Here is a 26,422-nt window from a genome sequence, read left to right as displayed (position 1 = left end):
CCGGAATGACAACAGGGTGCGAGGGGACCGGCGCGCCCGCTAAAACACCACCACCGCCTTGCCCGTCACCCGCCCCGCAGCCATCGCCGCGAACGCCTCGTCCGCCCGCTCCAGCGGCACCGCCATCCCGATATGCGGCGTCACCTTGCCCGCCGCCGCCAGCGCATCGATCTCGCGCAGGTGGCGGACCCCCGCCGCCGGATCCTGCCGCCCGGCCTCGCCGGCGCGCACGCCGACGACCTCGATGCCCTTGATCAGCATGCGGTTGAGCGGCACCCGCACCGGTGCTCCGCCGGTGAACCCGATCACCAGGTAGCGCCCGTTCCAGCACAAGGTCTTCAGCGCCGGCATCACCAGCGCGCCGCCGACGGGATCGAACACCACGTCGATGTCCTTGAACCCGAAATCGGGAGCGGCGCGGTCGATGAGCAGCACCTCGTCCGCCCCTGACCCGCGCAGCAACTCGGCCTTCGCGGGATCGCTCGTCGCCGCGAGGACATAGGCGCCCCGGGCCTTCGCGACCTGCACCGCCGCCCAGCCCATGCCGCCGCCCGCGCCGAGCACCAGCACACGCTCGCCCGCCGCCAGCCGCCCGCGCTCGACCAGCCCGACCCACGCCGTCAGCCCGCCGATGGTAAACGCCGCCGCCTGCTCGTCGTGCATTCCCGGTGGCAGCGAGCGCACCGCCGCCAGAGGTAGCGTCATCCGCTCGGCCAGCGTGCCGAGCCGCGCGCCCACCACGACGCGCTCGCCGATCAACTCGCCCGACACGCCCTCCCCCACCGAAACGATGTGTCCCGCGCCCTCGCTGCCTGGCACGAACGGCAGCTCCGGCTTCATCTGGTAGCCGCCCGACAGCATCAGCAGGTCGGGATAGTTCAGCGCCGCTGCGGTCATCGCCACGGTGATCTCGTCGGGCCCGGGCACCGCCGCCTCGGGCCAATCGGTCTCGACGCGCGTCCCCGAGCGGTCGTCGGAGAGCCGGTGGCAGACAAGCGCGCGCATTCGCATCCCCAAGCTTTGCTGGTGGCTACCATGGCAACCCGGATTGCGCCTATCAAGGCTGTGGGGAGAGAGTCGCAATGACCGACGGATTCAGTTTCGGTGCCATCTTCGCGCGGCTGGGCGAGGTCGTCGACCCCGACGCGGAGGCGCTGATCCACGACGACCGCACGACCAGTTGGGGCGAGTTCGACCGGCGCACCGACGCGCTCGCCGCCACCTTCCTCGGCGCCGGTGCCGAGCCCGGCGACAAGGTCGCGCACCTGATGCGCAACGGCCCCGCCTACCTCGAGACGACGATCGCCTCGTTCAAGTCACGGCTGGTCCACGTCAACGTCAACTACCGCTACACTGGGCCGGAGCTGCACTACATCCTCGACAACAGCGACGCTGCCGTCGTCGTCTTCGATGCCGAGTTCGCGGACCTTGTCGCCTCGCTCGACCTGCCGAAGGTCAGGCTGTTCCTCCAGGTCGGCGGCAAACCTGCAGCGCCCTTCCGCTCGTTCGAAGCCGCCACGACCTCGGGAGCCGCCCTGCCCCCGCAGGACCACCGCCCCGACGACATGATGTTCATCTACACCGGCGGCACCACCGGCATGCCCAAGGGCGTGATGTGGGACCAGTCGGCGATCTGGGCGCTGTCGGGCGGCGGCGGCTCGGCAGTCCACGGCATCGCCCCGACCGCCACCCTCGACGCGCTGTTCGCGAACGTCCGCGGGGGCGTCGGCGTGCTGCGCAGCCTGATCATGCCGCCGCTGATGCACGGCACCGGCTTCCTGACCGCGATCTACACGCTGGCGCGCGGCGGCAGCGTCGTCACCCTGACCGCTCCCGGCTTCGTCGCGGTCGAGGCGCTGGAGGCCTGCGCCCGACACGCGCCCGATTACGCGACCATCGTCGGCGACGCTTTCGCCCGCCCGCTGCTGCGTGCCCTCGATGCCGGCGGTGGCTCGATCGCGTCCATCGGCGTGATGATCTCCAGCGGCACGATGTGGTCCCCCGAAGTCAAGGCCGGGCTGATCGCCCACAACCAGAGTTTGATCACCATCGACGCGTTCAGTTCGTCGGAGAGCATCGGCATGGGCGCCGCGGTCCGAACCGCGACCGATGCCGGCACCCCGACGCGTTTCATGATCGACGAGAACACCGTCGTCCTCGACGAGGACATGCGGCCCGTCCTGCCGGGCTCCGGCACCATGGGCCGGGTCGCGCGCAGCGGCCTGATCCCGCGCGGCTATTACAAGGACGAGGCAAAGAGCGCCGCGACTTTCGTGCAGGTCGGGGACCGGCGCTTCTCGATCGCGGGCGACTGGGCAACGGTCGACGCGGACGGCAGCATCGTGCTGCTCGGTCGCCTCAGCCACTGCATCAACACCGGCGGCGAAAAGGTCTTCCCGGAAGAAGTCGAGGAGGCGCTGAAGACCCACGCCTCGGTCGAGGACGCATTGGTGTTCGGCACGCCCGACGAGAAATGGGGACAGGCGGTGACGGCGGTGGTCGAGGGTCACGATGTCGACACCGCCGCGCTGACCGCGCACGTCCGAGGGTGCCTCGCGGCCTACAAGGCGCCGAAACGCATCGTCGTCGTCCGAAAAGTCCCCCGCGCGCCGAACGGCAAGGCCGATTACGCGCGTGCGAAGGAGATGGCGGGGTAGCGCACTGCCACCCGCTAAAATGTCGTCCCGGGCCCGGGTCAAGCCCGGGATGACAATTCGGGAGGCCTCAGGCCTTCTTGCCGAGTCCGCCGATGCCACCGAAGCGCTTGTTGAAGCGCGCGACCTGGCCGCCGGCGTCGAGCATCGTGCCGCGTCCGCCGGTCCAGGCCGGGTGGACGCTGGGGTCGATGTCGAGGGTCATCTTGTCGCCCGGCTTGCCCCACGTCGAACGCGTTTCGTAGGTGCTGCCGTCGGTCATCTGGACCGTGATGGCGTGATAGTCGGGATGGATATTGGGCTTCATGACGTCGGTTCCTGCCTTGGCGGCTGGTTCCGACCAGCCTTGGAGAGCGCGGCCTCTACACGGCACGGCCCTCTACGGCAAGGTTTGGGCGCAGCAAGGCTGGCGCGCTGTTGAGGTCGGCGATGGCCCCGCCTATAGCCTCGCTCATGCCCCAGACAATCGGCTCGCCGCTGCTCGCCACCCCCGAAACGCGCCGTAACAGCACCGCGATGGCGGAATTGGTGGCCGATTTGCGCGCGCTCGTCGGAAAAGTCGCGCTCGGCGGCCCGCAGGCGTCGCGCGACCGCCATGTCGCCCGCGGCAAGCTGCTGCCCCGCCAGCGCGTCGAGCGGCTGTGCGACGCCGGCACCGCCTTCCTCGAAATCGGGCAACTCGCGGCGCACGGAGTCTATGACGACGACGTCCCCGCCGCCGGCATGATCGCCGGCGTCGGCCAGGTTTCGGGGCGACTGTGCGTCGTCGTCGCCAACGACCCGACCGTGAAGGGCGGTAGCTACTACCCGCTGACCGTCAAGAAGCACCTGCGCGCCCAGGAAATCGCCGCGCAGAACGGCCTGCCCTGCGTCTACCTCGTCGACAGCGGCGGCGCCAACCTGCCGCGCCAGGACGAGGTGTTTCCCGACCGCGATCACTTCGGCCGCATCTTCTTCAACCAGGCGAACATGTCATCGCAAGGCATTGCGCAGATTGCCGTCGTCATGGGCAGCTGCACCGCCGGCGGCGCCTATGTGCCCGCCATGTCGGACGAGAGCATCATCGTCCGCGACCAGGGCACGATCTTCCTCGGCGGACCGCCGCTGGTCAAGGCCGCGACCGGCGAGGAGGTCAGCGCCGAGGACCTCGGCGGCGGCGACGTCCACGCCCGCCTGTCCGGGGTCGTCGACCATCTCGCCGACGACGACGCGGACGCGCTCAGGATCGCCCGCAGCATCGTCGCCACCCTCCCCGCGCCGGTAGCTCACGCCGAGACCGTCGAAAGCCGCCCGCCGCGGTTCCCGGCCACCGATCTCGCCGGCCTGATCCCGACCGACACCCGCCACCCCTCCGACGTCCGCGAGATCATCGCGCGCCTCGTCGACGACAGCCAGCTCCACGAGTTCAAGCCGCTCTATGGCGAGACCCTGGTCACCGGGTTCGCCCACATCGAGGGGATGCCGGTCGCGATCATCGCCAACAACGGCATCCTGTTCTCGGAGTCCGCACTCAAGGGCGCGCACTTCATCGAGCTGGCGTGTGCCCGCAAGATCCCGCTGCTGTTCCTGCAGAACATCTCGGGCTTCATGGTCGGTCGCAAGGTCGAGAACGAAGGCATTGCAAAACATGGCGCAAAGCTGGTCACGGCTGTCGCGTGCGCCGCAGTCCCGAAGCTTACGGTGATCGTCGGCGGCAGCTTTGGCGCGGGCAATTACGGCATGTGCGGCCGCGCCTACTCGCCCCGCTTCCTGTGGATGTGGCCCAACGCCCGGATCAGCGTCATGGGCGGCGAGCAGGCGGCGTCGGTGCTGGCCACGGTCAAGTCGGGTGGCTTCAAGACCAAGGCCGACGAGGAAGCCTTCAAGGCGCCGATCCGCGAGCAGTACGACCGCGAGGGCCACCCTTACCACGCCAGCGCCCGCCTGTGGGACGACGGCGTCATCGCCCCCGAGGACACCCGCGCCGTGATCGCGCTCAGCCTTGCCGCGAGCCTCCAGCAACCGGTTCGGGAAACGCGCTTCGGCACGTTCCGGATGTAACCGGATGACCCTCGAGACTTCCACCGATGACGCGGGAACGCGCCGTATCGCTTTGAACCGGCCCGATAAGCACAACGCCTTCGAGGCCGCGACGATCGCCGAACTTACCGCCGCCTTCACCGCCGCGAGCACCGACACCGGCGTCCGCGCCGTGGTCCTGACCGGCAACGGCCCGAGCTTCTGCGCCGGGGCGGACGCCGCCTGGATGCGCGCCTCCGCCGACCTGAGCGAAACGGACAACGCCGCCGATGCGCTCCGCCTGTCCGACATGCTGCTCGCGGTCGACACCTGCGCCAAGCCGGTGATCGTCGTCGCGCACGGCTTCGTCTTCGGCGGCGGCGTTGGGCTGGTCGCGTGCGCCGACCTCGTGGTCGTCCGGCCATCGGTGCAGTTCCGGCTCTCGGAGGTCCGGCTCGGGCTGACCCCCGCCACCATCTCGCCGTTCGTCGTCGCCAAGATCGGCGCGAGCGCGGCGCGGCGCTACTTCCTCACCGCCGAGGACTTCGGAGCCGCGGATGCCGTCGCGATGGGGCTCGCCCACGTCGAGAGCGACGACCCCGAAGCGCAGATCGCCACCTGGCTCGGCGCCCTCGCACAGGGTGCCCCGGGCGCAATCGCCGACGCAAAGGCTCTGATCCGCGCCGTCGCCGACCGCCCAGTCACCGACGAGCTCCGCACCGACACCGCCGCGCGCATCGCCGCCCGCCGCGCCTCCCCCGAAGGCCGCGAGGGCCTCGCCGCCTTCATCGAGCGCCGCAAGCCGGCCTGGACAACCCCATGAATCGACTGGTTGTAGCGGCCGTCTTCACTGCAATCGCGTGCGTCGCAGACGCGTCGGAACCCGCGAGCTACAAGCCTGCCATCGGCTATGTGCCAGATGCCAAGGCGGCCGTCGCAATAGCCTATGCGGTCGCTCTTCCAATCTATGGGGCGGCGACGCTATCAAGCGAGATGCCTCTTTTTGGGACGCTAAAGAGGGGCATCTGGACCGTAGAGGGGACATTCCACGGCACCGGTGTTGGCGGGGTGATGACGATGCGCATCGATCAACGCAGCGGTGCCATTCTCTACGTAATGCATGGCAAATAACCACATGAAAAAGCTCCTGATCGCCAACCGCGGCGAGATCGCCCGGCGGATCATCCGCACCGCTCACGCGATGGGCATCGAGACCGTCGCGGTCTATTCCGACGCCGACGCGCAGGCCCCGCACGTCCGCGAGGCGACGCAGGCGGTGCATATCGGACCCGCGGCGGCGTCCGAGAGCTATCTGGTCGTCGCCAAATTGCTCGACGCTGCGGCGAAGACCGGGGCGGACGCGGTCCACCCGGGCTACGGCTTCCTGTCGGAGAATGCGGCGTTCGCGCAGGCCGTCATCGATGCCGGCCTGACCTGGGTCGGGCCGCCGGTCGCGGCGATGCAGGTCATGGGCCTCAAGGACACCGCCAAGGCCGCGATGAAGAAGGCGGGCGTGCCGATCACGCCGGGCTACCAGGGCAGCGACCAGAGCCTCGTGCGGCTCGAGCGCGCGGCGCAGCAGATCGGTTATCCGCTGCTGATCAAGGCAGTCGCGGGCGGCGGCGGCAAGGGTATGCGAAGTGTCACGGCACCGGCCGACTTCGCCGAGAATTTGATGGCGGCGCAGCGCGAGGGCCAGGCGAGCTTCGGCAACGCCGGCGTGATGCTCGAAAAGCTGATCGCGCGGCCACGTCACGTCGAGGTCCAGGTCTTCGCCGACCGCGCCGGCAACGTCGTCCATCTGTTCGAGCGCGACTGCTCGCTCCAGCGCCGCCACCAGAAGGTCATCGAGGAGGCGCCTGCCCCGGGCCTAAGCGACCGCCTGCGCCACACCTTGGGCGTCGCCGCGGTCGCCGCTGCCACCGCGATCCACTACGAGGGCGCCGGCACCTGCGAGTTCATCCTCGACCTCGACGCGGTCGACAAGCATGGCGATCCGGCGTTCTATTTCATGGAGATGAACACCCGTCTTCAGGTAGAACATCCGGTCACCGAGGCGATCACCGGCTTCGATCTCGTCGAGTGGCAGCTCCGCGTCGCGCGCGGCGAGATGCTCCCCGCCAGCCAGATCGCGATCACCGAGACCGGCCACGCGGTCGAGGCGCGGCTGTATGCCGAGGACGCCGACGCCGGGTTCCTGCCCGCGACCGGAACCCTGACCCGCCTGCGCTTCCCGGCCGGCCCCGGCATCCGCATCGACAGCGGCGTCGAGACCGGCAGCGAGATCACCGTCAACTACGACCCGATGATCGCCAAGGTCATCGCCTACGGTCCCGACCGTGCCACCGCGATCGACCGGCTGGTCGCGGCGCTCGACGGCTGCGTCGTCGAGGGCGTCAAGTCGAACCGGGCCTTCCTGGCGCGCCTCGTCGGCCACCCCGCCTTTCGTGCCGCCGAGATCGATACTGGCTTCATCGCCCGCCATGCCAACGACTTGGCCCCACCGGCTGAGGTGTCGGACGAGGCGGTCATCCTCGCCGCGCTGGCGCTGACCACTCCCCACGGCGTCCGCCCGGCGGCGACGATGTTCGAGCGCCATGCCGGATTCCGCCTCAACCTCAAGGCCGAGCGCAGCCTCGAGCTCTACGCCGGCGAAACCCGCCATTCGCTGATGGTCTCGAACGAGCTTGGCAGGACGCTAATCGAAGGTCTCGCCGAGCCCGCCGATGCGCAAGCCCGCTGGCTGGACGACATCACCCTGGAGACGGATCTCGGTGGGCACATGGTCCGCGCCGTTGTCCTGATCGCGGGCGATGCCGTCGAGGTTCGCCTCGGTGGCCGTGTCGCGCATCTGTCGACCCGCCCGCCCCGAGCCGATGCAAAGGGGCTCGCCAGCGATGCCAAGGTCACCGCCCCGATGCCGGGCCGCGTCCTCGCGCTCGACGTCCAGGTCGGGCAGCAAGTCGTTGTCGGGGATCGCTTGCTGGTCCTTGAGGCGATGAAGATGGAGCATCGGCTGGTGGCGAAACTCGCGGGTACCGTCGCCGCTGTCCACATCGCCGAGGGTGACCAGGTCGGTGACGGCACTCTGCTCGTGGAAATCGACGCCTAGGCTTTCGCGGGCGCGGTCTCCGGCATCGCGATCATCGCCACGAGACCCACCAGCACCGCGCCGCCCATGTACCATGCCGGCGCGAGCGGGTTGCCGGTGGCCGCGATCAGCCACGTCACGATGAACTGCGTCGAGCCGCCGAATATCGAGATCGCGACGGCATAGATCAGCGCCAGCGAACCCGACCGCGCCGCGCGGGGCAGGGACTCGGTGATCGCGACCAGCACCACCGAGCTCGACAGGCAACTCGCCACGGCCAGCGTCGCGGTCGCCGCGAACAGCGCCGCGCCGTTGCGGAAGTGCGCGATCGCCCAGAACGCCGGCAGCACCGCCGCGAGCAGGAAGCACCACGGCACGATCATCGCACGCTTGCGTCCGAAGCGGTCGGACAGCGTGCCGCCCGCGACGTCGGCGGCGGCGCTGCACAGCCCGAGCACCGCGGTCGCGCCGAACGCGAGTGTCGCACGCATGCCGAGCGTCTGGCCGGCGTAGGTCGTCATGTACTCGAGGACGTAGTTGGTCGTCGTCGCCGCCGCCAGCAGCGCAATGCCGAGGACGACGATGCGCGCGATCCCGGTCGACGGCGCCACCGCGATTTCCGGCTTGTGGAGCGTCTCGACCAGGCTGCGGCGCAGGATCAGGCCAAGCGGCAGGATCGCCACGCCGATCAGGAAGGCGACGCGCCAGCCCCAGTCGTCGAGCGTCGTGGCACTCATGACGCTGCTCAGCCCGACCCCGACCAGCCCGGCAACCATGACCGCGAGGTCGGCGCTCATCGACCAGAGCGAGATGTAGAACCCGCGCCGCAGCGGCGGCGACGCCTCCATCAGGTAGGATGCGCTCGGACCGACCTCGCCGCCGAGCGCGAAGCCCTGCAGCAGCCGGAAGCCAACGACGAGCACCGGCGCGAGCGGGCCGATCGCGGCGTAGGACGGGGTCAGCGCGATCCCCGCCATGGCGATGCCGATCAGCGTGAACGACAGCAGCATCGCCGGCTTGCGCCCGACGCGGTCGCCCATCCGCCCGATCACCAGCGCCCCGAGCGGCCGGGTCAGGAACCCGACCCCGAAGGTCGCGAGCGAGGCCAGCAGGCTGCCGGCGGGCGTCGCCGCGGGGAAGAACGTCCGCCCGATCTGTGCGGCGAAGAACGCGTAGGTGACGAAGTCGTAGAACTCGAGCGCGTTGCCCGCGACGACCGCGGCGACCTGTCGGCGCGGGAGTGGTGTGTGCATCGTCGCCCCCGGCTAGCCCTACGGCGATCAGAGCGGCGACGACAGGACGCGTCAAGCGCCGGTGGCTGACCTGCGCGAAAGTCATTAAGACCGCCAGATACGCCCAACGAAAGCGACCAATGACCCTGTCCGCACTCAAGTTCGACCACGGCGAGACCATCGACATGCTCCGCGACAGCGTCCGCGCCTTCGCCCAGGCCGAGATCGCACCGCGCGCCGCCGAGATCGACGCGACCAACACCTTCCCGCGCGACCTGTGGGAGAAGATCGGCGCGCTCGGACTGCACGGCATCACGGTGCGCGAGGCGGACGGCGGCGCGGGCCTCGGCTATCTCGCGCACGTCGTCGCGGTCGAGGAGATCAGCCGGGCTTCCGCAAGCGTCGGCTTGAGTTACGGGGCGCACTCCAACCTCTGCATCAACCAGATCGCACGCTGGGGCACGCCCGTGCAGAAGGCGAAGTACCTGCCGAAGCTGATCAGCGGCGAGCATGTCGGCAGCCTCGCGATGTCCGAAAGCGGCTCGGGCTCGGACGTCGTCTCGATGCGGCTGCGGGCCGAGCGCAAGGGAAACGACGCCTATGTGCTGAACGGCTCGAAGTTCTGGATCACCAACGGGCCGCACGCCGAGACGCTTGTCGTCTACGGCAAGACCGACCCCGAGGCCGGGCCGAAGGGCATCACCGCCTTCCTGATCGAGAAGGGCATGGCGGGTTTCTCGACCGCGCAGAAACTCGACAAGCTCGGCATGCGCGGATCCGACACCTGCGAACTGGTGTTCGAGGACTGCGAGGTACCGGCCGAGAACGTCCTCGGCGACGTCGGCCGCGGCGCACAGGTGCTGATGTCGGGCCTCGACTACGAGCGCGTCGTGCTGGCGGGCGGCCCGCTCGGCATCATGGCGGCGTGCCTCGACGCGGTCGTGCCCTATGTCCACGAGCGCAAGCAGTTCGGCCAGCCGATCGGCGAGTTCCAGATCATGCAGGCCAAATTGGCCGACATGTACGTCGCCGCCTCGACGGCGCGGGCCTATGTCTATGCGGTCGCGCAAGCCTGCGACCGCGGCGAGACGACGCGGAAGGATGCCGCCGGCTGCATCCTCTACTCGGCCGAGAAGGCGACCTGGATGGCCCTCGAGGCGATCCAGGCGCTGGGGGGCAATGGCTATATCAACGACTATCCGACGGGGCGCCTGCTCAGGGACGCCAAACTGTATGAAATTGGTGCCGGAACGAGCGAAATCAGGAGGTTCCTGATCGGTCGTGAGATGTTTGCCGAGACCGCCTGAAAGCGACTGGTAAAGTCCAGGGGCGCGATCTCCGCCTGCCGACTAGCGCTGATCACACCGCCGGGCTAACCCCCGGTGGTGTCTTCGCGCGCCGCCATTCCCTATCTCCAGGCCGCGACGGGCATTGCGGCGCTGTGTGCGCTCGATGCGGCGGTCAAACACCTCAGCCTGAGCCATGCGCTGCTGCTGGTGGTGTTCGGTCGCTACGCCACCGGGAGCGTGATCGCGCTGGCGGTCTGGTGGGCGAATGGGCGGCCCCGCTTCAAGGCCGAGATGATCCGCGCGCACCTGCTGCGCGGCGTGCTGATCACGGCCACGGCCTCGCTGTTCTTCTTCGCGATCACCCGGTTGACGCTCGCCGAGGCGATCACTTTGTCGTTCACCGCGCCGCTGATGATCCCGCCGCTGGCACAGCTGTTCCTTGGCGAGAAGATGCGCGGCCCGGTATTCGCCGCTGCGGCACTGGGCTTTGTCGGCGTACTGGTCACGGTCCAGGGCGCACCCTCGTTCTCCGGCGAGCGCGGTCCTGCCCTCGCCGCTATCATCACGGCGTCGCTGACCTATGCCCTCGCCGCGATCGTCATGCGGGCCCGGGCCGCCAGTGACGGCTCCACCCTCCTTACGCTGACCGGCGCCGTCATTCCGATGCTGCTGCTCAGCCCGTTCGCGGTGGGCCAGCCGTTCCCGGAGCCGGTGAGCTGGGTTTGGTTCGCCGCCGCCGGGCTGTTCGGCAACCTCGGCATCCAGCTACTGGCGCGGGCCTACGCCAAGGTCGAGGTCCAGGTGCTCGGCGTGCTCGAATTCACCGCTTTGCCGTGGGCGGCACTGTTCGGCTGGACGCTGTTCGGCGAGGCGGTACGCCTACAGGTCTGGGCCGGGGCGGCGATCATCGCAGGCGCGTGCCTGTGGGCGGCACGGGCCGACCGCCGCGCGATGGACGCCGCGCCACTGGCGACGTAGCCTCTCCCCCAAGGGAGAACTGGGCATGGGCGTCCTCGGCATCGGCGGCATCTTCTTCAGGGCGAGCGATCCCGACGCATTGAGCGCCTGGTACGTCACCCATCTCGGCGTCGGCGGGGGTTGCCGGGCCGAAGGTGCCGGAGAAGCCGGGGAATGGGAGTGGAGCACCGTCGGCGGCCCGACGATCTTCGCGCCGTTCAAGGCAACGACCGACTATTTCGCCGCGGACAAGCAGTTCATGCTCAACCTCCGGGTCAGCGGCATCGACGAACTCCTTGGAAAGCTTCAGGCCGCCGACATCGCCGTCGAGACCCGCGCAGAATGGGACGCGCCCGAAACCGGCCGCTTCGCGCGCATCCACGACCCCGAGGGCAACGCCATCGAGCTCTGGCAGCCGCCCGCCTAGGTGACGGGCGCCAGCCGCGCATCGACGCCCACGACCCGGTAGAAGCACGACGCCGCCCCCGTGTGGCAGGCCGGGCCGGCGGGTTCGACCGACAGCACGACGGCATCCTGGTCGCAGTCGATGCGGACCTCGCGGACGCGCTGGATATTCCCCGAGGTCGCGCCCTTGTGCCAGATCTCGGCGCGGCTCCGCGACCAATAATGCGCCTCACCGGTGGCCAAGGTCGCCGCCAGTGCCGCGGCATTCATGTTCGCGACCATCAGTACCGCACCGCTGTCGGCGTCGACGGCAACCGCCTGGATAAGTCCGCGTTCGTCCCATTTCGGGTCGAGGACCAACGAGGTCTCGCGCGCCGTGTCGCTCATGGAGTCCTCAAATCGTAACGTAGGGGCGACAAGCCGCCCACCTGTCCCTATATGCCGCCGCAGGCCGCTGCGCGAAAGTCTCCCCATGGACACCATGCTGACCACAGACCCCTGGGAGCAGGACCATCTCCACGAAGAGTGCGGGGTCATCGGCGTCTATGGTTCAGACGGCGCGGCGGCGCTGACCGCGCTCGGGCTGCATGCGCTCCAGCATCGCGGCCAGGAGGCGGCGGGCATCACCACCTTCGATGGCCAGGACTTCCACACCCACCGCGCGATGGGACATGTCGCCGGCAATTTCGACTCGGACGAGGTTATCCGGACGCTCCGCGGCAAGATCGCGATCGGCCACAACCGCTACGCGACCACGGGCGAGACGGCGCTGCGCAACGTCCAGCCGCTGTACGCCGAACTCGCGTCAGGCGGTTTTGCCTTGTGCCATAACGGCAATATTTCGAACGCCGTGAAGCTGCGCCGCGAACTCATCCGCCGCGGCTCGATCTTCCAGTCGACGAGCGATACCGAGGTGATCATCCACCTCGTCGCGACAAGCACTTACCGGACGTTGCTCGACAAGTTTATCGACGCGCTGAAGCAGGTTGAGGGTGCCTACAGCCTGCTCTGCCTGACCGGGGAGGGCATGATCGCCTGCCGCGACCCGCTCGGCGTGCGGCCGCTGGTTCTCGGGCGTCTCGGCGACTCGTACATCCTGGCGTCGGAGACGGTGGCACTCGATGTCGTCGGCGCGACGTTCCTCCGTGCCGTCGAGCCGGGCGAACTGATCGTCATCACCGGCCGCGGCCTGCGTTCGCTGCGCCCGTTTGGCACCGTGCGGCCTCGCCCCTGCGTCTTCGAGCACGTTTATTTCAGCCGTCCCGATTCGGTCGTCGACGGCTCCAGCGTCTATCAGGTGCGCAAGAAGATCGGTGTCGAGCTGGCCCGCGAGAGCCCGATCGAGGCCGACATGGTCGTGCCAGTGCCCGACTCCGGAGTCCCTGCCGCGATCGGCTACGCACAGGAATCGGGCCTGCCGTTCGAGCTCGGCATCATCCGCTCGCACTATGTCGGGCGGACCTTCATCCAGCCGGGTGACCAGATCCGCAACCTCGGTGTCAAGCTCAAGCACAACGCCAACCGCGCGATGATTGACGGCAAGCGCATCATCCTGATCGACGATTCGATCGTTCGCGGCACCACCAGCCTCAAGATCGTCCAGATGATGCGGGATGCCGGGGCCGCCGAGGTCCACATGCGGATCGCCTCGCCGCCGACCCGGCACAGCTGTTTCTACGGGGTCGACACCCCCGCCCGCTCGAAGCTGCTCGCTGCCAACATGGACGTCGAGCGGATGCGCGAATACATCAAGGTCGACAGCCTGGCTTTCGTCTCCACCGACGGCCTTTACCGCGCGCTCGGCGAGGACATGCGACTGGAGGATGCGCCGCAATACTGCGACGCCTGCTTCACCGGCGACTATCCGACGCGCCTGACCGACCAGGAGGACCTCGAGGTTCCCGACCAACTGTCGATGCTGTCGGAGCGGATGATCTAACGGGTCCTGCCGGATCCATTTTCTGGATGATTTTGTCATCCCGGGCTCGACCCGGGACCCAGCTACCCACAGGGACCACCCGGCGTTGGCTGGGTCCCGGGCTAAGCCCGGGATGACAATGAGGCGTCGACCTGGCGTTCGCCAGCATGACGCAGAAGGTTAGCAAGATGCCGCACTTCCTCGCTGGTAAAGTCGCACTCGTCACCGGGGCATCACGCGGTATCGGCGCGGCGACGGCGGAAGCGCTGGCAGCGGCGGGCGCGCATGTCGTGCTGACCGCGCGCACCGAGGCGGGCCTGATCGAGGTCGAGGACCGCATTCATGCCGCGGGCGGCAAGGCGACCATCGCGCCGCTCGACCTGCGTGACTTCGATGCTATCGACCGGCTGGCGGGAGCGCTGACGACGCGCTGGGGGCGGCTCGACGTGCTGGTGATCAACGCCGGGACGCTCGGCAGCCTGACACCGGTCCCGCACATCGACCTGAAGGAATGGGACCAGGTCGTCAGCCTCAACCTGACCGCGAGCTTCCGGCTGATCCGCGCGTTCGATCCGCTGCTCCGGTCGAGCGCGGCCGGACGCCTGCTCAGCCTGACCTCGACCGTCGCCAGCGAGCCGCGGGCGTTCTGGGGTGCCTATGCCGCGACCAAGGCGGCGCTCGACATGCTCGTCCAGACCTACGGCAAGGAGGTCGCGGGCACGACGCCGGTGCGGGTCGCCGTGGTCAACCCGCGGGCGACAGCGACCAAGATGCGGGCGCGCGCCTATCCGGGCGAGGACGCGTCGACGCTGAAGGGGCCCGAGGTCGTCGCGGCGGCGCTGGTCGGGCTGCTGGAGCGGGATTTCGCCAGCGGAGCGGTGATCGACCTGAGGAACTGAGGGGCAAACCTTTACCCCGTCATCCCGGCGAACGCCGGGACCCATCACCTGAGTCCGGGAGATAGGTCCCGGCGTTCGCCGGGATCACGGGGGAGGTTACCCGGGATGTCGGGGTAGGATCGCCGGGCCGACGACGCGTTAAGACTTACGCCGCCTTACGCTGAGCCTTGGTCAGCTTCTTGACGATCATATCGCGCTTCAGCTTCGACAGATGGTCGTAGAACAGCACGCCGTTGAGGTGGTCCATCTCGTGCTGGAGGCAGGTCGCCAGCATGCCGTCGATGTCCTCGTCGTGAGCCGCGCCGGTCTCGTCGAGCCAGGTCGCGTGGACCTTGGCGGGACGCTCGACGTCGCCGTAAAGCTCCGGGACCGACAGGCAGCCCTCGTTGTAGCTCGACAACTCGTCCGATTCCCAGGTGATCACCGGGTTGATGAACACCCGCGGCTCGCGGATGCGCTCCTGGTTTGCGGGCTCGACTCCTTCGACGGGCTCCGGGTCGGGCTGGAGGTCGATGACCAGCACGCGCTTGGCGACGCCGACCTGGATCGCGGCGAGGCCGATGCCGGGCGCGTCGTACATCGTCTCGAACATGTCGGCGACGAGCGTACGCACCTCATCGTCGACCGCCTCGACCGGAGTCGAGATCGTTCTAAGGTAGGGGTCGGGTGCTTCGATGATGTCGCGGATCGCCATGGTATTCAGATAATATCCGGTTGCTTGCAACTCAAGGGAGCCGCGCTTCGTGCGAGAGGGAACGCTGGCCGTGTGAAAAATGGTGCGGGCGGTCGGAATCGAACCGACACTCCTTGCGGAACGGGATTTTGAGTCCCGCGCGTCTACCAGTTTCACCACGCCCGCGCCGCGCCCCTATAGACTGCAGTTTCCGGCAAGGAAATGGCCGGGCCAGGGAACTCCCCCGACCCGGCCAGCCCTCCCCTGAAGCGGAGATTTCCGATCAGTGCCCCCGGCTGATCAGAACTCGCCGGCGATGCCGACGCGGCCGACGGTGTCGCTGCCGCCACTGTGCGCGACGGCCGCGGTCAGAGCGAACGGCGAGCCGATGTCGATGGCGTGGGCGAAGGACAGGCTGAAGGCGACCTTGCCGCGATAGACCGCGGTGTTGGCGGCGTAGCTGGTCTTGCCCGGAGCGGACGGCAGCGGTGCGGTGGTCATCGCCGCAGCGGCCGCGATACCCCGGCGCGCCTCGTTGCGGTTGTGGTCGATCAGGTTGAAGGTCGACGCCTGCGCATCCTCGAGCGCCGTCAGCCGGGTCGATTGCGACGTGTTGACGCCCTCGACTGCGGTCAGGCGGGTGTCCTGCACCGTGTTGAGCGCCTGGATCGCGGTGATCTGGGTGCCCTGCGTCGTGGTCACCGCCTCGGTCGCCGTGATCCGCTGGTTCTGCGTGGTGTCGAGCGTCTGGATCGCGGCGATCTGCGTCGCCTGCGTCGTGTTGACCCCTTCGACACCGTCGAGGCGCGTGTCCTGCGTGGTGTTCCTAGCCTCCACACCGGTCAGGCGGGTGTCCTGCTGGGTATTCTTGGTCTCGACACCGGTCAGGCGCGTGTCCTGGGTGGTGTTGACGCCCTCGATCGAGGTCAGGCGACCGTCCTGTACCGCCTGCCCGGCCGCAAAGTCGGCGAGGATGGTGCTGTTGCTGCCCACCGTTCCGGACGCATCGACCTTCATGATGGATAGCGCGCCGGTCTGCGCCGCGGTGCTGGACGCGAGGTCGCCGATGGTCACCGAGCTGCCGGTCCCCCCCAGCACGATCTGCCCGGCGCGGGTCGCCGCAGCGCCGGCTCCGAGCGCGACGGCGTTCGTGAAGTTGGCGCTGGTGCCCTTACCGATCGCAACCGCACCGTCCGCAATGGCGACCGCAGCGTTGCCGAGCGCAATCGCCGAGTCCCCGACCGCGGCCGAGAAGTTGCCGATCGCGACTGCGCCGATGCCGTTCGCGGTGTTGTCCTTGCCGATCGCGACCGCACCGAGGCCAGTGGCCGAGTTCGGATCACCGATTGCGACCGCGCCGTCACCGTTGGCGATATTTCCGAAACCGATCGACACTGCGGCGCCGCCCTTTGCGATCGCGTTATTGCCGATGGCGGTCGAGTTATCGGTGAGTGCCTGCGCTTCCGAGCCCAGTGCGGTCGATCCCTTGCCGGCAGCGATGCCGCCGAACGAATAGGCGTTGTCGGCCGAGGCCGTGGCGTTCAGGCCGAAGGCGGCTGATCGGTCACCCGAGGCGAGCGAGCCGGCACCGGCGGCGGTCGACTGGACGCCCGTCGCCCAGGCCCCGTCGCCGAACGCCGCGCTGCTCTCCCCGAGTGCCTGGCTGTTGTGGCCGACGGCGGTGGCAAACTGAGCGGTGGACAGGCTGCCGTGACCGAATGCCAGCGCGTTGCTGGCGCTGGCAACGGACAGGCGGCCAATCGAGATCGCGTCGACGTCCGAAGCCGCTGCCCCGGCGCCGATGGCCAAGGCAAAGTCCTGTGTCGCCTCCGCACCGTCGCCGAGCGCGGTGGCTTCGTCGCCCTCGGCCTTGGTGTTGTGACCGACCGCGGTCGAGCCGGGGCCCTTGGAGCTCGCAGTGTCGCCAAAGGCGATACCGCCGGCAGCGATTGCGGCGGCATTTCGCCCGAGCACGATCGAGCCGACGCCCGAGGCGGTGGCATCGTGCCCGATCACGATCGAGTCGAGTTCGGTGCTCGTCGCGCCGAGCCCGGCGGCGAAGGAGTTGAGCCCGGCGGCATGGGCAGCCCCGATCGCGATGGTGAAATTGTCTTCCGCAAACGCCGATCCGCCGAGTGCCGTCGACTCGATGCCGGCCGCCTTCGAAAGGTCGCCGAAGGCCGAGGCGCTGCTGCCGGTGGCCTGCGCGCTGTTACCGACCGCGGTGGCGTATTCGGCGAGGGCGTGCGCGTTGCTGCCGAAGGCCGACGAATCAATCCCGCTGGCAGCAGCCTCGTGACCGAACGCCGCCGACTCGACCCCGCTTGCCGAAGCGAAGACACCGAAAGCCGATGCGTCGGAGATCGCGGTCGACGACGCGCCGACCGCTGTCGCGCCCGATTGGCTTGCGGTGCTCTGATAGCCCATCGCGGTCGAAAGCTGGCCGCCGGCCGCCGACTGGTAACCGATCGCGACGGCGCCTGCACCGGTGGCGGACGCCTCCTGGCCGATCGCCGACGAGAATTCGGCGCTGGCGGTCGACTGTTCGCCTATGGCGATCGCGCCGGTGTCGTCTGCAAGTGCTGCCCTGCCAATTGCGACCGAATTGAACCCGCCGGCCGTTGCTTCAAAGCCGAAAGCCGAGGAACCCTATCCGCTTGCAGTCGCTGAAGACCCGAATGCGGAAGCGCCGATGTCGAAGGCCCCCGCGTTGAAGCCGAAAGCGGACGAGTCGTTGCCCTGCGCGGTCGAAACCGCACCATAAGCGGAGGCACCGGTCCCGCCGGCGTTCGCAACCATGCCCGTGGCCGTCGAATTGACCCCGGTCGCCTGTGCACTGGAGCCGAAGGCCGACGAGTTCTTGGCACTGGCGAGAGCATCGTCACCGATGGCCGTTGCGTCGGCGCTCTGCGCCTGTGAACCGACGCCGCACTCGGTAGAGTCGGTGCCCGCGCCGACGACGCACGCTGCGGTCGAGCCGGCCCAGGCGTTGGTGCCGACGGTCATCGCCAGCACGCTGGCACCGGTCATCGCCAGCAGTCGCCGGCCATTGGTCATGGAAATGTTCATTGCAGTGCCCCTGAGTGCTGTGGTCCACCGCCCGGTCCGGGCGGTCCTCCGGTCTGGAGGCGTAACGACCTGATAGAAGCGGCATTAAGGGCTGGGCATCCCGCGAACGCGCGACCCGCCTACCGGGAATCGGGTATGCCTCCGTAACGACCTGCCGGTATATCCGGGCCGGCGGCGACTGATCGGCGGCCGAAACACTGTCCCGCTGCCGGGAGCCGCAGTCGCTATTCCGGGGGAAAGCGTGTCCACATGAACGACATGATCCGCGTCGCCATCATCGAAGACGACCCGGTGACCGTGGAGATGCTGACGTCCGCGATCGCCGCCGCCGACGACATCACCGTCGTCGCGGTGGCGCGCAGCACGCAAAGCGGCCTGCTGCTGGTCAAGGAGGGCGGCTTCGACGTGCTGCTGTGCGACCTCGGCCTGCCCGACGGCACCGGCATCACGCTGATCGCCGAGACCTCGCGGCGCTATCCGGACACCGACATCATCGTGATCACGATCTTCGCCGACCAGGCCAATGTGCTGGCCAGCATCAAGGCGGGCGCGCGCGGCTATATCCTCAAGGACGAGCGCTTCGACGACTGTGTCGCCGGCATCCGCGAGATCCGCCGCGGCGGCTCGCCGATCAGCCCGATCATCGCGCGGCAATTGCTGCAGCAGCTGCAGCCGTCGCGAACCGGCAAGGGCGTGTCGGAGGGCGAGGGCCTGTCGCCGCGCGAGGCCGAAGTGCTGGGGCTTCTCGCGCGCGGCTTCAGCTATGCCGAGATCGCCGGGTTGCTGACGCTGTCGCCGCAGACCGTCGGTACCCACGTCAAGAACCTGTACCGCAAGCTCGAGGTCAATTCGCGCTCGGAGGCGGTATTCGAGGCGTCGAGCCGCGGCATCATGGGCGTGCACTAGGCGGTGCCGGGGCGATGGCGGATGATCGGCGCGGGGCTGCTGCTGCTGGCCGGGCTGATCGCCATCGCTGCGGCGCGGGCGGCCGAGCCGGTCGAGCTCGATCGGGGCGTGATGACGCGCTCCGCTGCCGCGACGATCCCGCTTTCAGGGTGGCAGCCGGTGACGGTGCCGATGACCTGGGGGCGCGCGGCGGGCCACGCGCGCGGCACCTCGGCGTGGGTCCGCCTGCCCTTCGAACGGCCGCCCGGCAACGCACCGCTGGCGCTGTTCAGTGACCGCGTCCGCGAGCGCTACACGGTCTTCCTGAACGGCACCGAGATCTTCCGCAGCAACGCCAACGAGGCCGATCGCTCGTTCGGCTGGCACCGGCCGGTGTTCATCGGTCTGCCGACGACGCTGCTGCGGCCCCGGTCAACGAAATCACCATGCGGGTCGAGGCCGACAACGGCCGCTCGACCACGGTCGGCCGCATGCTCGTCGGCAGCGACCAGCAGCTTCGCGAGGAATACCGGCTGCGCTGGTTCCTCAATGTTGCCGGGCCGGAGCTGATCTCCGGGGTCATCGCGGTGCTGTCGCTGGGAGCCTTGCTGTTCTGGATCTCGCGCCCCACCGAGCGCGTGTTCGGCTGGCTGGCGCTGGTCGGGCTGTTCTGGTGCTTCTGGAACCTCCAGTATTTCGCTGACTCGGTGCCGTTCGACGACGGCGTGTTCTGGACCCTCAACGCCGACTCGATGTTCGCGGTGTTCTGGGCGGCGTTCGGTTTCGCCGCGACCTTCCTCGACGTTCCCCACCGCCGGCGCATCATCCTGGCCTCCGCGGCAGTCTGCGCGGGCGCGATCGCCATTCGCCACGGGCTGATCGCGACCGGCAACAACCCGGCCCCGAGCTACCTGATCATGTGGCCGTTGGCGTTCGCGACGCTGTACCTGCTCGGCGGCGCGATCCGTCGCTCACCGAGTATCGAGAACGTCGCGATGTTCAGCGCGATGACCGTGTCGACGGCGTTCGGCTTCCCCGACCTTATCCTGCTCTCGACGACGTGGCGCGGCGTCACCTTCCAGCTCCAGCCCTATGGCGGGCTGCTGGTGTTCCTGGCCTTCGGCTTCGCCATCGGCAAACGCGTGCTGGTCGCGCTGGCCGCGGTCGAGGACGTCAACGAGACCCTCGAACTCCGCGTCCGCGACGCCACCGAGAAACTCGGCCAGAGCGAGGCCGCGCGCCGCCGGCTGGAGGGTGGCAACGCCGTCGACCTCGAGCGCGAGCGCATGATGCGCGAGATCCACGACGGCATCGGCTCCAGCCTGATCACCGCGCTGGCGGTGGCACAGCGCGAGCGCCAATCGCCCAACACCATCGCGACGCTGCAGCGCTCGATCTCCGACCTGCGCATCGGCGTCGACTCGCTGGAGCCGATCAACGGCGACGTCGTCATGCTGCTCGCCAGCCTGCGCCACCGCATGGACCGGGAACTCGGCGACGCGGGGCTGGTCTTCGTCTGGAAGACCATGCTCGCGCCCCCGCTGCCGTGGCTCGACGCGGTCGGCGCACTCCACATCCTGCGCATCCTGCAGGAGGGCATCGGCAACGTCCTCAAGCACGCCGGGGCCAGCAAGGTCGAGGTCGACTGCGTCGGAGCCGCGCGCAACGGCGTTGACGGCGTGCTGGTGACCATCGCCGACGATGGCTGCGGCTTCGACGGATCGGGCCGCCAGGGCCGCGGCCTCGCCAATATCGCCGCGCGCGCCGAGGCCCTGAACGCCAATTTCAGTTACGAGAGCGCGCTAGGGTCGGGCACCAAGCTGTTGTTATGGCTGCCCTTGGTCATCGGAACGGTGGAAACGGCCTAGGACCCCCTTGTCATTCGGGCGAATGCCGGAACCCAGCTGGCCCCAGCGCTCCGATTTCCAAGCTCCTGGCGCAACTGGGTTCTGGCGTTCGCCGGAATGACAATCAACGCCGCGACTTGCCATTTTGCGTTCATGTCGCCAAGGCAATGGCATGAGACCACCACGTACTCCCGGCAGCGGCGGCCGCGGCTCCGACGGGCCACCCGGCGGCCGCGGCTCGGACCGCCCGCCAGCCCGCCCGCCCGCCGGCCGCCCCCCCGCCAAGTCGCCCGGCGCGCGCTCTCCCGCCAGCGCCGGCGGCAGCCGCCCGCCCGCCAACACGGGAGGCGGTCGCCCGCCCGCGAACTCGTTCGGCCCGCGCCCTGCAGCCGGAGCAGCCGGTGACCGCCGCCGTCCAGCCGCGACCGGACCCCGCTTCGGCCGCGCCCTGGAACTCAACGAGCTCAGCACCAATGCCCGCGACGTCCGCCGCCACATTCCCGGTGGCCGCCTGCCCAAGGTGCCCGCCGCGCGCGACCCCAACATGCCGACCGGTCGCCGCGCCCGCGGCCAGGTCCGTGCCGCGACCGCCGCCGCCGGCCTCAAGCCCGGCGAGGCCGAGCCCCAGCGCATCGCCAAGCTGCTCGCACGCGCCGGCGTCGGCTCCCGCCGCGACATCGAGCGGATGATCGAGGAGGGCAAGATCTCCCTCCACGGCAAGGTCCTCGAGACGCCGGCGACCATCGTCACGACGCTCGACGGCATCACCGTCGAGGGCCGCGAAGTCCAGCCGATCGAGGCCGCGCGCCTGTTCCGCTTCCACAAGCCGGCTGGCTTCCTGACTACCGCGCGCGACCCCGGGGGCCGCCCGACGATCTTCGATGCCCTGCCCCCGGGCCTGCCCCGGTTGGTCCCGGTCGGCCGCCTCGACATGAACACCGAAGGGTTGCTGCTGATGACCACCGACGGTGGCCTGAAGCGCGCACTCGAACTGCCGGTCAACGCCGTGTCGCGCCGCTACCGGGTGCGCGCTTATGGCGAGATTTCCCAGAATGCGCTGGAATCGCTGATCGAGGGCATCACCATCGACGGCATGCGCTACGGCCCGATCGATGCCGACATCGAGCGCCGCACCGGCGCGAACCTGTGGCTGACGATGCGCCTGACCGAGGGCAAGAACCGCGAAATCCGCCGCGTCCTCGAATTCCTCGGCCTGCAGGTGTCGCGCCTGATCCGAACCGCCTACGGGCCGTTCGAGCTCGGCGAACTGGCGCCGCGCGATGCCGACGAGATCCCGGCCGATGCCATCGCCACGCTCCGCAAGAGTCTGGGCAAGAGCTCCGACCGGACTTGAGGATCATCGCGGGCAAATGGCGCGGCCGGGCGATCGTCGCGCCTGCGGGTGACGCCACCCGCCCCACCGCCGACCGGGTCCGCGAGGCGTTGTTTTCGATGCTGACCAGCCGCCTCGGCAGCTTCGAGGGCCTGCGCGTGGCGGATGTGTTTGCCGGCACCGGAGCGCTTGGCCTCGAGGCGTTGTCGCGGGGTGCCGCGCACGCCAGCTTCATCGAGAGTGATGCCGATGCGGTGAAGGTCCTGCGCACCAACATCGCCAAGCTGGGGGCCGAGGCCGCGACCGACGTCGCCGCGACTTCGGTGGCGACGGTCGGCCGGTCCCGCCAGCCGTGCGACCTCATCCTCCTCGACCCGCCCTACGGCGAGGGCCTCGCCGCCGCCGCCCTCGCCCGTCTTCACGAGCAAGGCTGGATCGCTCCCCACGCCCTGATCTCGGTCGAGACCGGGGCGAAGGAGGCGCTGGAAGTCCCCGGCTATGTCGTCGAGGTCACCCGCCGCCACGGCAAGGCGGCGATCCACCTGCTCCGCCCCGAGGCACCCGCGCCCGCCGAAGCACCACCTGCCGTGACGCCGCCGTGAGCCTGTCGATCGCGGTCGGCCAGGTCACGCTCGCGTTGCGCGACATGCTGTTCGACGCGCTCGTCGCCGACCCCGGCTGGCAGCTGACCGGGCTTCCTGCGGCGGTCCAGGTCCAGCCGTACTCGGTGATTTCCGGGCAGGGCCTGACGCTGTGGATGGTCGGCATCGACCCCGATGCGAGCGCCGCGAACGCCGCCCCCGCGCGCCGCGCCCGCGAGACCACGGTGCCCTATGAAGTGACGCTGCTGCTCACCGCCGAGTCCGACCTGCCGCTGTTCGCGCACCTGATGATCGGCGTCGCCGTCGAGGCGCTTTCCAAGTCGCCGCTGCTGCCGATGCCCCCGGAGGCGCGTCCCACCGACCGCGCTATCGAGGCCGCGATCAAGGTCGCCTCCGGGGCCGCGGCGACGCCGCTCCGCCTGATTGTCGAAGCGGTGAAACCGGCGGAATTCGCCTTCGCCCGCCTGCCTGCCCTGATGGTGCGCGCCGGCCCGCTCCGCGTCGCGACGCCAGCGGTCGTGCCGATCCGCTGACATCGCCACGCCGCGACCGCTCGGCACGGTCCTCATCTCATTGATATTCGACGAACTGTTTCGCACCCGCCGCAACCGATGGATTTTTGGCAACGTATCTTAACGCAAGGCTTGGGCGAACGCGCCGAAAGCCGTGCCAAGGGGTTGCCATAATGCTCAAGATTCTCGCTGTTACAGCTGCCGCGGTCGTTTCCGTCTCCTCGGCGAGCGCCGCGGTCTACAGCTTCGATCTCAGCGGATCGCGCAATGCCAGCTTCCAGCTCGACACCGCGGACGCCACGTCGAGCTTTTTCCAGACCAACTTCGCCAATGTTACCGGGACCTTCGACGGCACGACGCAGACCGCCTCGCTGATCAATTTCAGCGCAACATCGTTCATCGCCGACCTCAACATCGTCTGGACGACGCTCGGCTTCACCCAGTTTTCAGGGCCCGCTCTCTACACCGGCACCAACGACAACCCGATGTTCACGCCCGGTACCTACCAATTGACCAGCATCGTCTCGGGCAGCAGCACGTTGACCATCGCTGCGGTGTCGGATGGCGGCGCTGGCTCGACGGTACCCGAGCCCGCCAGCTGGGCGCTGATGATCGTCGGCTTCGGGCTCACCGGCGTCACCCTCCGCCGTCGCATCGGCACGACGGCGACCGCCGCGGTCTGACGAAGCAGCCTATTGCAGGGCCGAAACAACTCCACCGGGCAGGTGACAAACGCCTCCGCGTTCCTTACCTGTTCCCGGTGCACCCTGCCCCCGCCATGACCGCCGAACCCGCGTACCTCGACGGATTGAACGCCCCCCAGCGCGATGCCGTGCTGACCACCGAGGGTCCAGTGCTGATCCTCGCGGGCGCCGGCACCGGCAAGACCCGCGCGCTGACCAGCCGCCTCGCGCACATCATCTTCACCCGGCTGGCGTGGCCGTCGGAGGTGCTGGCGGTCACGTTCACCAACAAGGCAGCGCGCGAGATGCGGCACCGAATGGGCGCGCTGCTCGGCGATGTCGTCGAGGGCATGCCGTTCCTCGGAACCTTCCACGCGATTGCGGCGAAGATGCTGCGGCGGCAGGCGGCGCTGGTCGGGCTCAACAGCAATTTCACCATCCTCGACACCGACGACCAGTTGCGGCTGCTGAAGCAGGTGCTCAGCGAGGCCGGGGTCGAGGAAAAGCGCTGGCCGGCCAAAGGTTTGGCGGGGCTGATCGATCGCTGGAAGAACCGCGGCTGGCGGCCTGATCAGCTGCCGCCGACCGAAGGCCGCGACTACGCCGACGGCAAGGCCCCGGCGCTGTACGCGCGCTACCAGGAGCGGCTGATCCAGCTCAACGCCTGCGATTTCGGCGACCTGCTGCTGCACATGCTGACGATCTTCCAGCAGCACCCCGACGTGCTCGCCGAGTACCAGCGGCGCTTCAAGTACATCCTCGTCGACGAGTACCAGGACACCAACGTCAGCCAGTATTTATGGCTGCGGCTGCTGGCGCAGGAGCGCAAGAACATCGCCTGCGTCGGTGACGACGACCAGTCGATCTACTCGTGGCGCGGCGCCGAGGTCGCCAACATCCTGCGCTTCGAGCAGGATTTCCCGGGTGCCAAGGTCATCCGCCTCGAGCAGAACTACCGCTCCACCCCGCACATCCTGGCGGCTGCGGGCGGCCTGATCGACAAGAACTCCGGCCGCCTCGGCAAGACGCTCTGGACCGAGCGCAACTTCGGTGACCCGGTAAAGGTCGTCGGCGTCTGGGACGGCCCCGAGGAAGCCCGCCTCGTCGGCGAGGGCGCGGAACGCCTGCAGCGGCAGGGCGCCAGCCTCAACGACATGGCGATCCTGGTCCGCGCCCAGTTCCAGACCCGCGAGTTCGAGGACCGCTTCATCGCGATCGGCCTGCCGTACAAGATCGTCGGCGGCTTCCGCTTCTACGAGCGCGCCGAAATCCGCGACGCGCTGGCGTATTTCCGCGTCGTCGTCTCGCCGAATGACGGGCTGGCCTTCGAGCGCATCGTCAACCTGCCCAAGCGCGGCCTCGGCGACAAGGCGATGGCGAGCCTGCACGCGCTCGCCCGTGCGCGGGACGTGCCGCTGTCGACTGCGGCCGCGATGCTGATCGAGACCGACGAGCTGACCGCCGCCGCCCGCCGTGCGCTTGCCAACTTCGTCGCCGATCTGACACGGTGGCGGGGCCAGGTCGACACCCTGCCCCACCCCGAGCTGGCGCGCATCATCATCGAGGAGTCGGGCATGGTCGGCATGTACCAGGCCCAGCGCACCGTCGAGGCCGATGGCCGACTGGAGAACCTCACCGAGCTGACGCGCGCGATGGAGGAGTATGAATCGCTCAGCAGCTTCCTCGAGCATGTCAGCCTGGTCATGGACAACGACCAGTCCGACGAGGCCGAATACCTGACCATCATGACACTCCACGCCGCCAAGGGGCTGGAGTTCGACCACGTCAACCTCGTCGGCTGGGAGGAAGGCGTATTCCCTTCGCAGCGCGCGCTCGACGAAGGCGGCAACGCCAGCCTTGAGGAAGAGCGCCGCCTTGCGTACGTCGGGATCACCCGCGCCAAGCGGCAGGCGACGATCTATCACGCCGCCAACCGGCGCATCTACGGCCAGTGGACAAGCTCGATCCCTTCGCGCTTCGTCAGCGAATTGCCAGCGGACAACGTCGAGGTGACCAGCACGATGAGCGGCGGACCGTCATTGTGGCGCGCCGCGCTCGGCGGCGGCGACCCGTTCGCAGATGTCGAGCGGGGCACCGGCCGCGGCCCGGGCTGGCAGCGCGCCTCGTACCTCAACGCCAGGGGCAGCGGTGTCTCGGGCATCCCCGGACGGGGTGGCCCGGTCATCGAGGCTCGCGCCAGCGCGGTTTCAGTCGGCATGAAGGGCCGGCCCGACGTGGCGATCGGCGCGCGGGTCTTCCACTCGAAATTCGGCTACGGCGCGGTGACCGCGATCGAGGGCAACAAGCTCGAGATCGACTTCGAAAAGGCCGGCCAGAAGCGCGTGCTGGACAGCTTCATCGAAGTGGTCTGAGGA

Annotated in this window: 24 protein-coding genes, 1 tRNA gene and 1 pseudogene; 17 read left to right on the top strand and 9 right to left on the bottom strand. The window is 68.8% G+C overall.

All coding sequences use genetic code 11. The annotated features are described in order from the left end of the window. Window positions 1–39: 39 nt before the first annotated feature. Window positions 40–1,005 carry an NADPH:quinone oxidoreductase family protein gene (locus tag KX816_09665; protein ID QXQ08204.1) on the bottom strand — a complete coding sequence of 322 codons (966 nt, stop codon included), beginning with the start codon at window positions 1,003–1,005 and terminating at the stop codon, window positions 40–42. A gap of 77 nt (window positions 1,006–1,082) precedes the next feature. On the opposite strand from KX816_09665, the gene KX816_09660 reads away from it, so the two are divergent. After that, window positions 1,083–2,657 (top strand): AMP-binding protein, encoded by a 1,575-nt coding sequence (locus tag KX816_09660; protein ID QXQ08203.1) that lies wholly within the window; start codon window positions 1,083–1,085, stop codon window positions 2,655–2,657. Between the two features lie 67 nt (window positions 2,658–2,724). On the opposite strand, the gene rpmE is transcribed toward KX816_09660, so the two are convergent. Continuing rightward, complete coding sequence (rpmE, locus tag KX816_09655) at window positions 2,725–2,961, bottom strand: 50S ribosomal protein L31 (GenBank protein ID QXQ08202.1); 237 nt, start codon at window positions 2,959–2,961, stop codon at window positions 2,725–2,727. A 146-nt stretch (window positions 2,962–3,107) separates the two neighbouring features. Between rpmE and KX816_09650 the strand changes: the two genes are divergently transcribed. Genes KX816_09650 through KX816_09635 form a run of 4 tightly spaced genes read left to right on the top strand, consistent with a single transcriptional unit; the run spans window position 3,108 to window position 7,764 of the window. Beyond that, window positions 3,108–4,694, top strand: a complete 1,587-nt coding sequence (locus tag KX816_09650; GenBank protein QXQ08201.1) for a methylcrotonoyl-CoA carboxylase — start codon at window positions 3,108–3,110, stop codon at window positions 4,692–4,694. A gap of 4 nt (window positions 4,695–4,698) precedes the next feature. After that, complete coding sequence (locus tag KX816_09645) at window positions 4,699–5,475, top strand: enoyl-CoA hydratase/isomerase family protein (GenBank protein QXQ08200.1); 777 nt, start codon at window positions 4,699–4,701, stop codon at window positions 5,473–5,475. Then, window positions 5,472–5,783 (top strand): YbbC/YhhH family protein, encoded by a 312-nt coding sequence (locus tag KX816_09640; GenBank protein ID QXQ08199.1) that lies wholly within the window; start codon window positions 5,472–5,474, stop codon window positions 5,781–5,783. Before KX816_09645 ends, KX816_09640 begins: the two co-directional genes overlap by 4 nt. Next, window positions 5,773–7,764, top strand: coding sequence for a methylcrotonoyl-CoA carboxylase (locus tag KX816_09635; GenBank protein ID QXQ08198.1), 1,992 nt, complete (start codon window positions 5,773–5,775; stop codon window positions 7,762–7,764). The genes KX816_09640 and KX816_09635 overlap by 11 nt, the downstream gene beginning before the upstream one ends. On the opposite strand, the gene KX816_09630 is transcribed toward KX816_09635, so the two are convergent. Further along, the gene (locus KX816_09630; protein QXQ08197.1) at window positions 7,761–8,996 is read right to left on the bottom strand and encodes an MFS transporter; all 1,236 of its coding nucleotides are present in this window, start codon (window positions 8,994–8,996) and stop codon (window positions 7,761–7,763) included. The genes KX816_09635 and KX816_09630 overlap by 4 nt on opposite strands. Before the next feature lie 119 nt (window positions 8,997–9,115). Between KX816_09630 and KX816_09625 the strand changes: the two genes are divergently transcribed. From KX816_09625 to KX816_09615, 3 genes are all read left to right on the top strand, one after another. Beyond that, on the top strand, window positions 9,116–10,282 hold the full coding sequence (locus tag KX816_09625) for an isovaleryl-CoA dehydrogenase (GenBank protein QXQ08196.1): 1,167 nt from the start codon (window positions 9,116–9,118) through the stop codon (window positions 10,280–10,282). Between the two features lie 78 nt (window positions 10,283–10,360). Beyond that, window positions 10,361–11,242 (top strand): DMT family transporter, encoded by an 882-nt coding sequence (locus tag KX816_09620; GenBank protein QXQ08195.1) that lies wholly within the window; start codon window positions 10,361–10,363, stop codon window positions 11,240–11,242. Between the two features lie 25 nt (window positions 11,243–11,267). Then, window positions 11,268–11,648, top strand: a complete 381-nt coding sequence (locus tag KX816_09615; GenBank protein QXQ08194.1) for a VOC family protein — start codon at window positions 11,268–11,270, stop codon at window positions 11,646–11,648. On the opposite strand, the gene hisI is transcribed toward KX816_09615, so the two are convergent. Continuing rightward, a complete protein-coding gene (gene hisI, locus KX816_09610; GenBank protein ID QXQ08193.1) occupies window positions 11,645–12,013 on the bottom strand; it encodes a phosphoribosyl-AMP cyclohydrolase in 369 nt (122 codons plus the stop codon). The two genes, KX816_09615 and hisI, sit on opposite strands and share 4 nt — an antisense overlap. Window positions 12,014–12,107: 94 nt before the next feature. Here hisI and purF point away from each other — a divergent pair, with 94 nt between their 5' ends. Both purF and KX816_09600 read left to right on the top strand, forming a co-directional pair. Beyond that, window positions 12,108–13,565 (top strand): amidophosphoribosyltransferase, encoded by a 1,458-nt coding sequence (gene purF, locus KX816_09605; protein ID QXQ08493.1) that lies wholly within the window; start codon window positions 12,108–12,110, stop codon window positions 13,563–13,565. Window positions 13,566–13,732: 167 nt separating this feature from the next. Then, window positions 13,733–14,443 carry an SDR family NAD(P)-dependent oxidoreductase gene (locus KX816_09600; GenBank protein QXQ08492.1) on the top strand — a complete coding sequence of 237 codons (711 nt, stop codon included), beginning with the start codon at window positions 13,733–13,735 and terminating at the stop codon, window positions 14,441–14,443. A 145-nt stretch (window positions 14,444–14,588) separates the two neighbouring features. Here the strand turns inward: KX816_09600 and def are convergent, their stop codons facing one another. The 5 genes and pseudogenes from def to KX816_09575 all read right to left on the bottom strand — a co-directional run bounded on the left by def (window position 14,589) and on the right by KX816_09575 (window position 18,185). Further along, window positions 14,589–15,137, bottom strand: a complete 549-nt coding sequence (gene def, locus KX816_09595) for a peptide deformylase (GenBank protein QXQ08192.1) — start codon at window positions 15,135–15,137, stop codon at window positions 14,589–14,591. Window positions 15,138–15,217: 80 nt separating this feature from the next. Further along, a tRNA-Leu gene (locus tag KX816_09590) sits at window positions 15,218–15,302 on the bottom strand. Window positions 15,303–15,416: 114 nt separating this feature from the next. Further along, a complete protein-coding gene (locus KX816_09585; GenBank protein QXQ08191.1) occupies window positions 15,417–17,543 on the bottom strand; it encodes a hypothetical protein in 2,127 nt (708 codons plus the stop codon). Window positions 17,544–17,570: 27 nt separating this feature from the next. Continuing rightward, a pseudogene (locus KX816_09580) lies at window positions 17,571–17,711 on the bottom strand (hypothetical protein). Window positions 17,712–17,765: 54 nt separating this feature from the next. Next, window positions 17,766–18,185, bottom strand: a complete 420-nt coding sequence (locus tag KX816_09575) for a hypothetical protein (GenBank protein QXQ08190.1) — start codon at window positions 18,183–18,185, stop codon at window positions 17,766–17,768. Between the two features lie 249 nt (window positions 18,186–18,434). Here KX816_09575 and KX816_09570 point away from each other — a divergent pair, with 249 nt between their 5' ends. The 7 genes from KX816_09570 to KX816_09540 all read left to right on the top strand — a co-directional run bounded on the left by KX816_09570 (window position 18,435) and on the right by KX816_09540 (window position 26,419). Next, the gene (locus KX816_09570; protein ID QXQ08189.1) at window positions 18,435–19,091 is read left to right on the top strand and encodes a response regulator transcription factor; all 657 of its coding nucleotides are present in this window, start codon (window positions 18,435–18,437) and stop codon (window positions 19,089–19,091) included. Window positions 19,092–19,516: 425 nt separating this feature from the next. Beyond that, window positions 19,517–20,938, top strand: a complete 1,422-nt coding sequence (locus KX816_09565) for a hypothetical protein (protein QXQ08188.1) — start codon at window positions 19,517–19,519, stop codon at window positions 20,936–20,938. 151 nt (window positions 20,939–21,089) lie between these two features. Further along, window positions 21,090–22,271: a pseudouridine synthase gene (locus tag KX816_09560; GenBank protein ID QXQ08187.1), complete on the top strand. Its 1,182-nt coding sequence runs from the start codon at window positions 21,090–21,092 to the stop codon at window positions 22,269–22,271. Then, window positions 22,268–22,852: a 16S rRNA (guanine(966)-N(2))-methyltransferase RsmD gene (gene rsmD, locus KX816_09555; protein QXQ08186.1), complete on the top strand. Its 585-nt coding sequence runs from the start codon at window positions 22,268–22,270 to the stop codon at window positions 22,850–22,852. Before KX816_09560 ends, rsmD begins: the two co-directional genes overlap by 4 nt. Further along, window positions 22,849–23,385 carry a hypothetical protein gene (locus KX816_09550; GenBank protein QXQ08185.1) on the top strand — a complete coding sequence of 179 codons (537 nt, stop codon included), beginning with the start codon at window positions 22,849–22,851 and terminating at the stop codon, window positions 23,383–23,385. Before rsmD ends, KX816_09550 begins: the two co-directional genes overlap by 4 nt. 152 nt (window positions 23,386–23,537) lie before the next feature. Next, window positions 23,538–24,047: a PEPxxWA-CTERM sorting domain-containing protein gene (locus KX816_09545; protein QXQ08184.1), complete on the top strand. Its 510-nt coding sequence runs from the start codon at window positions 23,538–23,540 to the stop codon at window positions 24,045–24,047. Between the two features lie 95 nt (window positions 24,048–24,142). Beyond that, a complete protein-coding gene (locus KX816_09540; protein ID QXQ08183.1) occupies window positions 24,143–26,419 on the top strand; it encodes a UvrD-helicase domain-containing protein in 2,277 nt (758 codons plus the stop codon). Window positions 26,420–26,422: the final 3 nt, after the last annotated feature.

It is taken from the genome of Sphingosinicellaceae bacterium, from assembly GCA_019285715.1.
GTDB lineage: Bacteria > Pseudomonadota > Alphaproteobacteria > Sphingomonadales > Sphingomonadaceae > Glacieibacterium.
This window is presented reverse-complemented; position numbering and strand designations above follow the sequence as displayed.

Excerpts from the sequence above, each read along its gene's own strand:
- KX816_09665 (QXQ08204.1), bottom strand. The coding sequence starts at position 1,005 with ATGCGCGCGCTTGTCTGCCACCGGCTCTCCGACGACCGCTCGGGGACG.
- KX816_09660 (QXQ08203.1), top strand. The coding sequence starts at position 1,083 with ATGACCGACGGATTCAGTTTCGGTGCCATCTTCGCGCGGCTGGGCGAG.
- rpmE (QXQ08202.1), bottom strand. The coding sequence starts at position 2,961 with ATGAAGCCCAATATCCATCCCGACTATCACGCCATCACGGTCCAGATG.
- KX816_09650 (QXQ08201.1), top strand. The coding sequence starts at position 3,108 with ATGCCCCAGACAATCGGCTCGCCGCTGCTCGCCACCCCCGAAACGCGC.
- KX816_09645 (QXQ08200.1), top strand. The coding sequence starts at position 4,699 with ATGACCCTCGAGACTTCCACCGATGACGCGGGAACGCGCCGTATCGCT.
- KX816_09640 (QXQ08199.1), top strand. The coding sequence starts at position 5,472 with ATGAATCGACTGGTTGTAGCGGCCGTCTTCACTGCAATCGCGTGCGTC.
- KX816_09635 (QXQ08198.1), top strand. The coding sequence starts at position 5,773 with ATGGCAAATAACCACATGAAAAAGCTCCTGATCGCCAACCGCGGCGAG.
- KX816_09630 (QXQ08197.1), bottom strand. The coding sequence starts at position 8,996 with ATGCACACACCACTCCCGCGCCGACAGGTCGCCGCGGTCGTCGCGGGC.
- KX816_09625 (QXQ08196.1), top strand. The coding sequence starts at position 9,116 with ATGACCCTGTCCGCACTCAAGTTCGACCACGGCGAGACCATCGACATG.
- KX816_09615 (QXQ08194.1), top strand. The coding sequence starts at position 11,268 with ATGGGCGTCCTCGGCATCGGCGGCATCTTCTTCAGGGCGAGCGATCCC.
- hisI (QXQ08193.1), bottom strand. The coding sequence starts at position 12,013 with ATGAGCGACACGGCGCGCGAGACCTCGTTGGTCCTCGACCCGAAATGG.
- purF (QXQ08493.1), top strand. The coding sequence starts at position 12,108 with ATGCTGACCACAGACCCCTGGGAGCAGGACCATCTCCACGAAGAGTGC.
- KX816_09600 (QXQ08492.1), top strand. The coding sequence starts at position 13,733 with ATGCCGCACTTCCTCGCTGGTAAAGTCGCACTCGTCACCGGGGCATCA.
- def (QXQ08192.1), bottom strand. The coding sequence starts at position 15,137 with ATGGCGATCCGCGACATCATCGAAGCACCCGACCCCTACCTTAGAACG.
- KX816_09585 (QXQ08191.1), bottom strand. The coding sequence starts at position 17,543 with ATGGGCTATCAGAGCACCGCAAGCCAATCGGGCGCGACAGCGGTCGGC.
- KX816_09575 (QXQ08190.1), bottom strand. The coding sequence starts at position 18,185 with ATGAACATTTCCATGACCAATGGCCGGCGACTGCTGGCGATGACCGGT.
- KX816_09570 (QXQ08189.1), top strand. The coding sequence starts at position 18,435 with ATGAACGACATGATCCGCGTCGCCATCATCGAAGACGACCCGGTGACC.
- KX816_09565 (QXQ08188.1), top strand. The coding sequence starts at position 19,517 with ATGCGGGTCGAGGCCGACAACGGCCGCTCGACCACGGTCGGCCGCATG.
- KX816_09560 (QXQ08187.1), top strand. The coding sequence starts at position 21,090 with ATGAGACCACCACGTACTCCCGGCAGCGGCGGCCGCGGCTCCGACGGG.
- KX816_09545 (QXQ08184.1), top strand. The coding sequence starts at position 23,538 with ATGCTCAAGATTCTCGCTGTTACAGCTGCCGCGGTCGTTTCCGTCTCC.
- KX816_09540 (QXQ08183.1), top strand. The coding sequence starts at position 24,143 with ATGACCGCCGAACCCGCGTACCTCGACGGATTGAACGCCCCCCAGCGC.